This window comes from Oceanimonas sp. CAM02, from assembly GCF_032842915.1.
Classification (GTDB): Bacteria; Pseudomonadota; Gammaproteobacteria; order Enterobacterales; family Aeromonadaceae; genus Oceanimonas; species Oceanimonas smirnovii.
In genome coordinates this window covers 19,525-29,998 of record NZ_JAWJBK010000023.1, presented here as the reverse complement: position 1 = coordinate 29,998, position 10,474 = coordinate 19,525, and the positions used below count along the sequence as shown (strand labels likewise).

At 56.6% G+C, this 10,474-nt stretch carries 12 protein-coding genes and 1 tRNA gene; 3 read left to right on the top strand and 10 right to left on the bottom strand.

The window, feature by feature from the left end; genetic code table 11:
• Positions 1–124 precede the first annotated feature (124 nt).
• Positions 125–355, bottom strand: coding sequence for a transposase (locus tag R0I78_RS07345; protein WP_317074862.1), 231 nt, complete (start codon positions 353–355; stop codon positions 125–127).
• A gap of 414 nt (positions 356–769) precedes the next feature.
• On the opposite strand from R0I78_RS07345, the gene R0I78_RS07340 reads away from it, so the two are divergent.
• The gene (locus R0I78_RS07340) at positions 770–937 is read left to right on the top strand and encodes a hypothetical protein (RefSeq protein WP_317074861.1); all 168 of its coding nucleotides are present in this window, start codon (positions 770–772) and stop codon (positions 935–937) included.
• A 20-nt stretch (positions 938–957) separates the two neighbouring features.
• Here the strand turns inward: R0I78_RS07340 and R0I78_RS07335 are convergent, their stop codons facing one another.
• From R0I78_RS07335 to rpsU, 7 genes are all read right to left on the bottom strand, one after another.
• A complete protein-coding gene (locus tag R0I78_RS07335) occupies positions 958–1,563 on the bottom strand; it encodes a Fic/DOC family protein (protein ID WP_317074860.1) in 606 nt (201 codons plus the stop codon).
• A 113-nt stretch (positions 1,564–1,676) separates the two neighbouring features.
• Complete coding sequence (locus R0I78_RS07330) at positions 1,677–1,859, bottom strand: helix-turn-helix transcriptional regulator (RefSeq protein WP_317074859.1); 183 nt, start codon at positions 1,857–1,859, stop codon at positions 1,677–1,679.
• A 304-nt stretch (positions 1,860–2,163) separates the two neighbouring features.
• Positions 2,164–2,240: transfer RNA gene (locus R0I78_RS07325), tRNA-Ile, on the bottom strand.
• 134 nt (positions 2,241–2,374) lie between these two features.
• The gene (gene rpoD / locus R0I78_RS07320) at positions 2,375–4,261 is read right to left on the bottom strand and encodes an RNA polymerase sigma factor RpoD (RefSeq protein ID WP_317074863.1); all 1,887 of its coding nucleotides are present in this window, start codon (positions 4,259–4,261) and stop codon (positions 2,375–2,377) included.
• Positions 4,262–4,453: 192 nt separating this feature from the next.
• Positions 4,454–6,232, bottom strand: a complete 1,779-nt coding sequence (dnaG, locus tag R0I78_RS07315) for a DNA primase (protein ID WP_317074858.1) — start codon at positions 6,230–6,232, stop codon at positions 4,454–4,456.
• A 75-nt stretch (positions 6,233–6,307) separates the two neighbouring features.
• Positions 6,308–6,751, bottom strand: coding sequence for a GatB/YqeY domain-containing protein (locus tag R0I78_RS07310; protein WP_019936081.1), 444 nt, complete (start codon positions 6,749–6,751; stop codon positions 6,308–6,310).
• A 14-nt stretch (positions 6,752–6,765) separates the two neighbouring features.
• The gene (gene rpsU / locus R0I78_RS07305; RefSeq protein WP_014293599.1) at positions 6,766–6,981 is read right to left on the bottom strand and encodes a 30S ribosomal protein S21; all 216 of its coding nucleotides are present in this window, start codon (positions 6,979–6,981) and stop codon (positions 6,766–6,768) included.
• Between the two features lie 174 nt (positions 6,982–7,155).
• Here rpsU and tsaD point away from each other — a divergent pair, with 174 nt between their 5' ends.
• Complete coding sequence (gene tsaD, locus R0I78_RS07300; protein WP_317074857.1) at positions 7,156–8,172, top strand: tRNA (adenosine(37)-N6)-threonylcarbamoyltransferase complex transferase subunit TsaD; 1,017 nt, start codon at positions 7,156–7,158, stop codon at positions 8,170–8,172.
• 3 nt (positions 8,173–8,175) lie between these two features.
• Here tsaD and plsY read toward each other — a convergent pair whose 3' ends face one another.
• The gene (plsY, locus tag R0I78_RS07295) at positions 8,176–8,784 is read right to left on the bottom strand and encodes a glycerol-3-phosphate 1-O-acyltransferase PlsY (protein WP_317074856.1); all 609 of its coding nucleotides are present in this window, start codon (positions 8,782–8,784) and stop codon (positions 8,176–8,178) included.
• A 68-nt stretch (positions 8,785–8,852) separates the two neighbouring features.
• Between plsY and folB the strand changes: the two genes are divergently transcribed.
• Positions 8,853–9,230 (top strand): dihydroneopterin aldolase, encoded by a 378-nt coding sequence (folB, locus tag R0I78_RS07290; protein ID WP_019936084.1) that lies wholly within the window; start codon positions 8,853–8,855, stop codon positions 9,228–9,230.
• On the opposite strand, the gene R0I78_RS07285 is transcribed toward folB, so the two are convergent.
• Positions 9,218–10,468: a multifunctional CCA addition/repair protein gene (locus R0I78_RS07285; protein ID WP_317074855.1), complete on the bottom strand. Its 1,251-nt coding sequence runs from the start codon at positions 10,466–10,468 to the stop codon at positions 9,218–9,220. The genes folB and R0I78_RS07285 overlap by 13 nt on opposite strands.
• Positions 10,469–10,474: the final 6 nt, after the last annotated feature.

Genomic DNA, 10,474 nt, shown 5'->3' with positions numbered 1-10,474 from the left:
CTGATCGTCAAAGCGATCCTTGAAAATCGACATTTTTCTTCAAAAAACGTGCGTTCCGGTGTACAAAGTGGCTGCTAGTGTTTTCATTTTTACCCCGCTGAAAGCCTTGCCACATAAGGGTTTTTCATGATCTTGCCCTGTTGCCTTCTGCAGCAGGGGGCTTACGGTGTTTTGTCATGCCGAATTTTCCTTCTCGATATTCCTTGCGCCAACGAGACAACATGAAGGGATGAATGTCCAGTGCTTCGGCAACTTCCTTCACACTCCGGTGCTCTTCATGGCTCCAAAGGACAGCTTTTATCTTGAAGTCGTTGCTGTACTGCTGGGTTCGCTTTCCCGTTTTGTAAGCTGGCATGGCTCACCTCTCTGCGTTATCGAGGTGTGTCCGTTAAAGCGGGTGAGATCCACTGGTAAGTTATAACCCATTGATATAATGAATTTTTTTGATCCTGGGTTGTTGTACACGCGCATGGATTGTTGATAGTGAGCACGGTGCTGGCAGCACAGCTAATATGCTGTATCAACCATCAGCAATTTGACTGTGGCAACGCTACCGCCCTGATCTTGTGGGCGACCAAGCCACTTTGCTTTGGCTGCGATTAGATCCTTATTGTGCCCATGTCGGGGAAGAATTCAAATGGAACTTTGCTGTGAGGGTATGGTTGCTTTGGGTAAGTGTGGGAGCGGCTGGTTGCTGGGGTGGGCTCTTTTGTCGCTGAAAATCTTACCGGTGCTGTTATAATATGACGACGAGATCAGGAGATCCATCATGATACGCCGAAGCAAAACAGCTGCACGAAATCAGCTTACCCCAGAGAAAATCCGCCGCTCTGTGGCCAGCTCTACGGCCATTGAAACCGGTGAGCCTACCGCTGTAATCGAAGCTCGGCTGAAGTCTGGCAAGCGGCGTTTTCCGCAACTGGCTCTGGCCGACTAAACCCTCTCTCAGGTTGATTATTACGTCAGCGAATCCCTGACCAGCCTCTCTACATGCTGGTAGTCTCCGCTTACACCTGCCTGAATGGCTCGAAAGTAAAACTCCTTGTTCTCTTCCCATAGCTGATAGTCGAGAGGCTGGAAGCCTGCCTGCAGCGCCATAACGTTGAGCAGCAGCCGTGATACTCGGCCATTACCTTCCCGAAACGGGTGGATGAGAATAAATTCAACATGGCTTTGAGCCAGGTAACGGATCACGGCCTCTTCCGGCATGGTTTCCAGATTCGAAAGCTGTGTCAGGAAGTCCCGCTCGAATGTCGAGACCAGACGGGGGAGTTGATCCGCGGCAGCGAAATGAAAGTCTCCCTTGCTCATGTTCACCGTGCGTAGCTGGCCTGCCCACTGATACAAGTGTCCCAGCCACTGATGATGCCAGCGCTGAATGTCGGCAAAGGTCAGTGTGTCCCAGAGTTTTGGCAGCACATAAGCATACAGGTCGTTCAGCAGCTCGGTTTCCGCCTCTGTTATATCCTGCAGGCTTGTCAGGCCGGGGAGGTTGCTCAGAACTCCGGGCTCAGCACCTGGCTGCTCTTCGGCTTCATGCCCGGTGGCGTCATAGCGGTTCATTCGGGATCCTTTTAGATCGTGAGTCTATGAGTCTAAGCAGCCAGGGTTGTAATGCCAATATCCGATGCGGACAGAGTGACACGACATCGTCCGACCCCGACGGTGTCTTTTTGTTAGCGGGCATTTTCCAGCCAGGTGCGATACGAGGATGCCCGCCAGCCGATGGTGCGGCCGTTGATCCTGAGCGGTTCGGGAAATTTACCGCTTCTCACCCAGGCCCAAAGCGTCCGGCGATCCCTGCCAATAAGCCCGCACATTTCCTTGATGCCAATCAGATGTTCCTGTTCTTTCCGCATGATGACTCCGTCGTGTTGATGATGAAGTCAGGCTAACAGGAGGCTAGGAATGCAGGAGTCGGCTAAATGCTGAGTTTTTCCATTAAGACCGGTGAGGGGGCTGTGGTGTGATGTTGGGAAGCACTATCTGTTGGTGTGGCTTTGAATGAGGCTGCTGTGTGTGCTGAAGACGTACCGCAGATGATTTTTTCTAATGGGGTGGGGAGCCGATAAGCACCCTGCTTACTTGACCCATTACTTGACCCAAATCGGCATGCAACAAAAAAGGGTTAGCGGCTGTTAACCTGCTAACCCTTGCTGTGTATGGTGGCCCCTCCCAGACTTGAACTGGGGACCTAACGATTATGAGTCGTGTGCTCTAACCAACTGAGCTAAGGGGCCAAAAGTGGGCTGATTATAGGGGAATGAGTGCGGGGCTGTCCAGCGCTGGGCGGCTTATACGCTTGATTTTTAAGCGGTTGACCCGGCCAATAAAAAGGGCACCGAGGTGCCCTTTGCGTTGTGTGCGGTTGTGCTTACTCGTCGAGGAAGCTGCGCAGCACTTCGGAGCGGCTGGGGTGGCGCAGTTTGCGCAGGGCCTTGGCTTCAATCTGGCGAATACGCTCACGGGTAACGTCGAACTGCTTGCCCACTTCCTCAAGGGTGTGGTCAGTGTTCATGTCGATACCAAAGCGCATACGCAGTACCTTGGCTTCCCGCGCGGTCAGGCCGGCCAGCACGTCGTGGGTGGCGTTACGCAGGCTCTCGCTGGTGGCGGAGTCCGCCGGCAGGGAGAGGGTGGTGTCCTCGATAAAATCGCCCAGATGTGAATCTTCGTCGTCACCGATGGGGGTTTCCATCGAGATCGGCTCCTTGGCAATTTTGAGCACCTTGCGGATTTTGTCTTCCGGCATGGCCATGCGGTGTGCCAGCTCTTCCGGCGTGGGCTCGCGGCCCATTTCCTGCAGCATCTGGCGGGAAATACGGTTGAGCTTGTTGATGGTCTCAATCATGTGCACCGGAATACGAATGGTGCGGGCCTGATCCGCAATGGAGCGGGTAATGGCCTGACGGATCCACCAGGTGGCGTAGGTCGAGAACTTGTAGCCACGGCGATATTCAAACTTGTCTACCGCTTTCATCAGACCTATGTTGCCTTCCTGGATCAAATCCAGGAACTGCAGGCCGCGGTTGGTGTATTTCTTGGCAATAGAAATAACCAGACGCAGGTTGGCTTCCACCATTTCTTTTTTGGCTCGGCGGGCCTTGGCCTCACCAATGCTCATGCGGCGGTTAATGTCTTTAATCTGGGAAATGGTCAGACCGGTTTCATCTTCCACTACCTTGAGCTTGCTGATGGCACGCAGTACGTCTTCGGCTACCACTTCCAGACGCGAAGACCAGGTTTTGCCGGCGGCCAGCTGAGCCTCAAACCAGGCCTGCTCGCTTTCGTGATGGGCAAAGGCCTGCACAAAGGTCTTTTTGGGCATTTTGCACTGCTCAACGCAGAGCTTCATGATAATGCGTTCCTGTACCCGCACCCGCTCCATGGTGTCGCGCATGGCAGTAACCAGACGATCAAACTGCTTGGGTACCAGGCGGAACTGACGGAACAGATCGGCCAGATCAGCAATTTGCTGAGCAGCCTCTTTGGAAGTGCGACCCTTGGCAGCAATGGTGCTGCGTACCAGCTCATACTGCTCACGCAGCTGGCCGAATTTTTCACGGGCCAGCTCAGGATCCGGGCCTGTGTCGGCTTCTTCTTCTTCCTCGTCGTCTTCTTTATCGTCTTCGTCTTCGTCTTCGTCGTCGAGGTCTTTTTCGCTCAGTTCCGAGCCAATATGGGTGGCAGTGGGCGCGGCGTCTTCGGCTTCATCAAGGTCGAGAAAGCCGGAAATAATATCGCTCAGCTTGATGTCGCCGGCTTCAAAGCGGTCGAACTGATCCAGCAGCGAGGTAATGGTCTCTGGATATTCAGAGACCGAACTCTGCACCTGATTGATGCCGTCTTCAATGCGTTTGGCGATATCGATTTCGCCTTCGCGGGTCAGCAGCTCCACGGTACCCATTTCACGCATATACATGCGCACCGGGTCTGTGGTGCGGCCAATTTCAGATTCAACGGATGCCAGCGCCTGGGCGGCGGCCTCGGCGGCGTCTTCATCGGCCGTGGTTTCCGTCATCATCAGATCATCGGCGTCAGGGGCGTTTTCTACCACCTGAATGCCCATGTCGTTGATCATCTGGATAATGTCTTCAATCTGATCAGAATCGACAATATCCTGCGGCAGATGATCATTTACTTCGGCGTAAGTCAGGTAGCCCTGTTCTTTACCTTTGGCTACGAGAAGCTTAAGCTGTGACTGCGGGGTTTGCTCCATAGAACTCGTCCGGTTAGATGTTGCAAGAGAGAGGGTGTGGATACCGGGGCACTCAGTGATTTTCTGGCGCGCAAGTAGCCGATTATAACAAAATTTGACCAATCTGGCTAACTGGTCCGAGCTTGCCAACACCTCGCCCTTGGGCCAAGCGTGCTGCAGCCTGCATTGGTTATTTCACTTACCCGTACACCGGGCCTTTATTACAATCTTGGGGCAGTTTGCCCGTTTTTCAATTTATAAGACCGCGCCGCCTTTGCTTTCTGTCAGCAGCAGCACCAATTCTTGTTTTTCCGCTGGTGTCAGCCCCTCGCGAGTGCTGCTTTTTTGCTGCAGCAATTCAATACGTTTGGCCAGATATTCGTTGATCAGGACCACAAAAATATCCTGCAGCTCCTGCTCTATGTTGTCGCCGGCAAAGGCATTTTCTGCCATGGCAAGTTTCGACAGGGCTGCTTCTGATGCATGGCCACGCCAGTGCTCCAGTACCTGAGCGGTACTCATATTGGGCTGTTTGCGAACCATGGCCAGCAGGGCCAGCAACAGCTCCATGCCCGGAAGCGACAGCTCTTCCAGCGCCGGCATTTCCGGCAGCCGGGCTGCGGCAGCCGGATATTGTAGCACAAGGGCAATGGCTCGTCGAAGTGGCGTAAGTTTTAGTTTTTGTGGCCGCCCGGGGGCAGGCTTTTCCTGTTTTTCTGCTGGCTTAAGGCGCTGAAACAGCTCTTTAATCCGGCGTTCGTTCTCACCCCAGTTAAGCTGACGCGACAGCTGCGTGATTAATCCTTCCCGGGTAAAGCCCTCGGGCACCCGCATAATGGCCTCGGCGGCTTTGTGGGCCAGCTCGTGCTGGCCGGCGTCGCCGTCCATGCTGTCCTGGGCCAGCCGCTCAAACAGAAAGTCACCAAAGTCCTGCGCGTTATCAAGCAGTTGCTCAAAGGCCGGCTTACCCTGAGTGCGCACCAGGCTGTCGGGGTCTTCGCCGTCGGGCAAAAACACAAAGCGCAGGCTGCGGCCGTCCTGCATTAACGGCAGGGCGTTTTCCAGTGCCCGCCAGGCGGCTTCGCGGCCGGCGCGGTCGCCATCGTAGCAGCAGATCACTTCCCGGGTGGTGCGATAGAGCAGCTGCAGCTGATCGGAAGTGGTGGAGGTGCCCAGGCTGGCCACCGCATAATCGATGCCGAACTGGGCCAGGGCCACCACGTCCATATAGCCTTCTACCACCAGTACCCGCTCGGGGTTGCGGTGAGTCTGGCGCACTTCATACAGGCCGTAGAGCTCGCGGCCCTTGTGGAACACTGGGGTTTCCGGCGAGTTCAGATATTTGGGGGTGCCGTCGCCCAGCACCCGGCCGCCAAAGCCGATGGTGCGGCCGCGTCTGTCCCGAATGGGGAACATGATGCGGTCACGAAAGCGGTCGTAGATGCGGCCATTGTCGTTTTGCAGCAGCATGCCACCGTCAATCAGCTGGCGTTCGGTGTCGCGGTTTTTGGCGTAGCGGCGTTTTACGCTGTCCCACTGATCGGGCACATAGCCAATGCCGAAATGCTTGACCACTTCACCGCTCAGGCCCCGGCTCTTGAGGTAGTCAATGGCTGCCGGTGCGCTGCGCAGCTGCTGCTGATAGAAACGGTTAATGTCGTTCAGCAGGCTATAAAGATCCTGCCGCTCGGCCCGGGCTGCGGCCTGTTGCTGGGGCGAGCTGCCGCCGGTATTTTCTCGGGGCACGGTCAGGCCATGCATAGACGCCATTTCGTCGATGGCATCAAGAAATTCCAGTCCGTCATATTCCATTAAAAAGCCAAGGGCAGTGCCATGAGCACCACAGCCAAAGCAGTGATAGAACTGTTTGTCGGGACTGACCGTAAAGGACGGGCTTTTTTCGTTATGAAAGGGGCAGCAGGCCTGGTAGTTCTTGCCGGCTTTTTTGAGTCGTACCCGCTGGTCGATCAAGTCGACTATGTCGGTGCGGGCGAGGAGATCGTCAATAAATTGTTGGGGAATTCTGCCAGCCATGATTCACCGTAAAAGCAAAAAACAAAGCCGTGCATTCTTGCGAAGCACGGCCCGTTGACAGCTCAGCGGCAGTTATCAGGCCAGTTTGGCCTTGATGGTGGCGCTGACCTTGCCCATGTCTGCACGGCCCTGGATTTGTGGCTTGAGTACCGCCATTACCTTGCCCATATCTTGCATGCCAGTAGCACCGGTGTCGGCGATGGCCTGGGTGAGCAAAGCATCCAGCTCGTCTTCTGTCAGGGGTTGCGGCAGGAATTCCTGCAGCACCGCAATTTCCTGGCGTTCGCCGTCAGCCAGCTCCTGGCGGCCGGCCTGCTCGAACTGGTTAGCGGCATCTTTGCGCTGTTTTACCATTTTGGTGATAACAACGATGATGCCGTCATCGTCCAGGGTTTCGCGGCTGTCGATCTCTTTCTGCTTGATCTCGGCCATCAGCATACGCAGGGTGCCAAGGCGAGCCTTGTCTTTGGCGCGCATGGCGTTTTTCTGCTGTTCTGACAGCTGGTCTTTCAAAGACATGAGATCAACAACGCTTAGTACAGACGAGTGCGGCGTGCGTTTTCGCGAGCCAGTTTCTTGGCATGACGCTTAACAGCGGCAGCCTTGGCGCGCTTACGCTCGGTAGTCGGCTTCTCGTAGTGCTCACGACGACGCACTTCAGACAGAATACCGGCCTTTTCGCAGGAACGCTTGAAACGACGCAGAGCTACGTCGAAGGGCTCGTTTTCACGTACTTTAATTACTGGCATGTGCCTCTCACCTCGGTTAACTGGTCTGTATTCCAGCCAGTCTGACAATAAAATGGTGCGAAATTCTACTATTAACCGGGTCCGGCTGTAAAGACCGGTAACCCTTTGCTGGTTAAAAAAGCCCGATCAGGGTAACATGGCTGTCTATTTTTCGACAGTGTTATTCATTTGCTCATGCGTGTACTAGGCATCGAAACCTCCTGCGACGAAACCGGCATCGCCATCTATGACGATAAGCTCGGCATTCTCTCTCACCAGCTTTACAGCCAGGTGAAACTGCACGCCGATTATGGCGGTGTGGTGCCTGAGCTGGCCAGCCGGGATCATGTGCGCAAGACCATTCCGCTGATTGAGGCGGCCCTGGCTGAGGCCGGCTGCAGCCAAGGCGACATAGACGGCATCGCCTATACTGCCGGCCCAGGCCTGATGGGGGCGCTGCTGGTGGGGGCCACCATAGGCCGCAGCCTGGCGTTTGCCTGGGGCAAGCCCGCGGTGGCGGTGCACCATATGGAAGGCCACCTGCTGGCTCCAATGCTGGAAGAGCGCATGCCGGCGTTTCCGTTTATTGCGCTGCTGGTGTCCGGCGGTCACACCCTGCTGGTGCGGGTAGACGGCATTGGCCGCTATGAGATTCTGGGTGAGTCCATTGACGATGCCGCCGGCGAGGCCTTTGATAAAACCGCCAAGCTGATGGGGCTCGACTACCCCGGCGGCCCGCGGCTGGCAAAACTGGCCGAGCAAGGCGTGCCCGGCCGCTTTAAGTTCCCCCGGCCCATGACCGACAGGCCCGGCCTGGATTTCAGTTTTTCGGGTCTTAAAACCGCTACCGCCACCACCATTGCCGCCGAAGGTAATGATGAGCAGACGCAGGCTGACATTGCCCATGCCTTTCAGCAGGCGGTGGTCGATACCCTGGCCATCAAGTGCAAGCGGGCGTTAAAGCAGACCGGACTTAACCGGCTGGTGGTGGCCGGCGGGGTCAGCGCTAATGTGTCGTTGCGTCAGCAGCTGCAAGCCATGATGACAGAGCTGAGCGGCGAGGTGTTTTATCCGCGCAATGAATACTGCACCGACAACGGTGCCATGATCGCCTTTGCCGGTCTGCAGCGGCTTAAAGCCGGTCAGACCGAGCCGCTGCGGGTAAAAGCCCGGCCGCGCTGGCCGCTGGATGAACTGCCGGCAGTAGAGTAAGGCTTATTCTTCCCGGTTGCGCCGGCTGCGGTCGATAATCGGCTTTTCTTCATGATGATAAAGCCGGCTTATATTGCCGTGGTGGCGCACGACTATCAGGCACGACAATAGTGCCACCGCCAGTGTGTATTCCGGTTTGATGAAATAGGCAAACAAAGGAGCAAACAGGGCGGTGATCAGTGACGCCAGCGACGAGTAGCCAAACAGCCCCAGGCTGAGCAGCCAGGTGATCAGCAGCAGGCCTGCCATGTCCATGCCCAGCGGCAGCAGCGCACCCAGCGCCGTGGCCACGCCCTTGCCGCCGCGAAAGTGAAAAAACAGCGGAAACATGTGCCCCAGACAGGCGGCCATGGCAATAAAGGCCAGATATAGCGGGCTGATGCCAAGAAACCAGCCCAGATATACCGGCAGGGTACCCTTGAGAATATCAAGCAATAATACCCACACAGCCGCGCTGCGGTTGCCGGTGCGCAGCACATTGGTGGCACCCGGGTTACCGGAGCCGTGGTTGCGTGGATCCGGCAGCCGGTAAAGCCTGGAGATCAGCACGGCGCTGGACACGGATCCGCCCAGATAGGCCAGTATTATCATGAACAGCGTAAGGGCGGTCATCGCGGTTTATACCCCGGATCCAATCCGTTATGATGGCGTCAGTGACAGCTTAACAGAAGACGAAGACGATGGATAAAGTGTTTGTGCAGGGCCTTGAAGTTCTCACCACCATTGGCGTTTATGAGTGGGAGAAAGGGATTCGCCAGAAAATCCGCTTTGATCTGGAAATGGGGTACGACAACCGTCCTGCGGCCGCCGGCGATGATATCAGCAAGGCGCTGGATTACGCGGCTCTTTCCAGCAAAGTGACGGCCTATGCCGAGCAGCACCAGGTAGAGCTGGTGGAAACCATGGCCGAGCAGGTGGCCAGTCTGATCCTGGCGGAATTTCCGGTGTTGTCGGTCAAGGTGCGGCTGACCAAACCCGCCGCTGTGGCCAATGCTGCGGGTGTGGGCGTAGAGATTGAACGCTTTACTCAGCGCAGCCTCAAGGCTCAGTCTGACTGAGCCTGTTGTTTTTCGGCCAGCAATTGCTCCAGCCGGACCAGCCTTGCTGCACGAATGGCCTCGCCAATGGCGGGGCCTTTCAGTCCTTGGGCCACAAAAGGCTGAGCGGTAATCTGTTTTAATTCCTGCAGCCACTGCCACAGCCATGCCCGCTGCGGGTAAGGCCGGCTCTGAAAGCCGGCTCTGCCCTGCAGATCGGCCTGAGCACACAGCAGCAGCTCGGCAAAGCGCTCGGGCCTGCGCCAGGCATCGGTGTGATCCAGCAGCTCCAGCACTGTGTGCGCCTGCTGTGGCGAGGGCAGCGCCAGCCGGTGCAGACAAATGTGCCAGCGGCTCATCAATACCGCCAGCTCCCTGTGCTCGGTGGGCACTTTCAGCCGGGCACTCAGGGCCTGAATAGGCGCTATGCCCAGTTCTCCATGGTGATGATGGCTTGGCCATTTTTCTGCCGGGGTCAGCGCCTTGCCCAGATCGTGACACAATGCTGCAAAGCGGCAGGGCAGGCCGGCACCCAGCTCGGTGGCGCGCTTGATCACCATCATGGTGTGCAGGCCGGTATCAATTTCCGGATGCCAGGTTTTGGGGCCGGGCACGCCAAACAGGGCGTCCACTTCCGGAAACAAGACCGCCAGCGCGCCGCACTCGCGCAGCACTTCAAAAAACACCTGAGGATTGTCACTGGCCAGCGCTTTTTCGGTTTCTTTCCATACTCGCTCGGGGGTGAGGGTGGCCAGCTCGCCGCCGGCGGCCATGGCCGTCATCAGGGTTTGGGTTTCTTCGGCAAGAGTAAAGCCCAGATGATGAAAGCGGGCGGCAAAACGGGCTACCCGCAGCACCCGCAGCGGATCCTCACTAAAGGCGTCAGATACATGGCGCAGCACCCGGGCCTGAATGTCGGCCACGCCACCATAAGGGTCAATCAGCTCATTGGTGTCGCTTCGGGCAATGGCGTTGATGGTGAGATCCCGCCGGCGCAGGTCTTCTTCCAGAGTGACCTCCGGGCCAAAGTCACAGATAAAACCGGTGTAGCCGGTACCGGCCTTGCGCTCGGTGCGGGCCAGGGCATATTCGTGCTTGTTGCCGGGGTGCAGAAACACCGGAAAGTCCTTGCCTACCTGCTGGTAGCCCTGTTGCAGCAGTTGCTCAGGGGTGGCACCGACTACTACGTAATCACGGTCGTACACGGGCAGCTGCAGCAGTGCATCGCGCACAGCGCCGCCAACCAGATAAATATTCAAGACGTG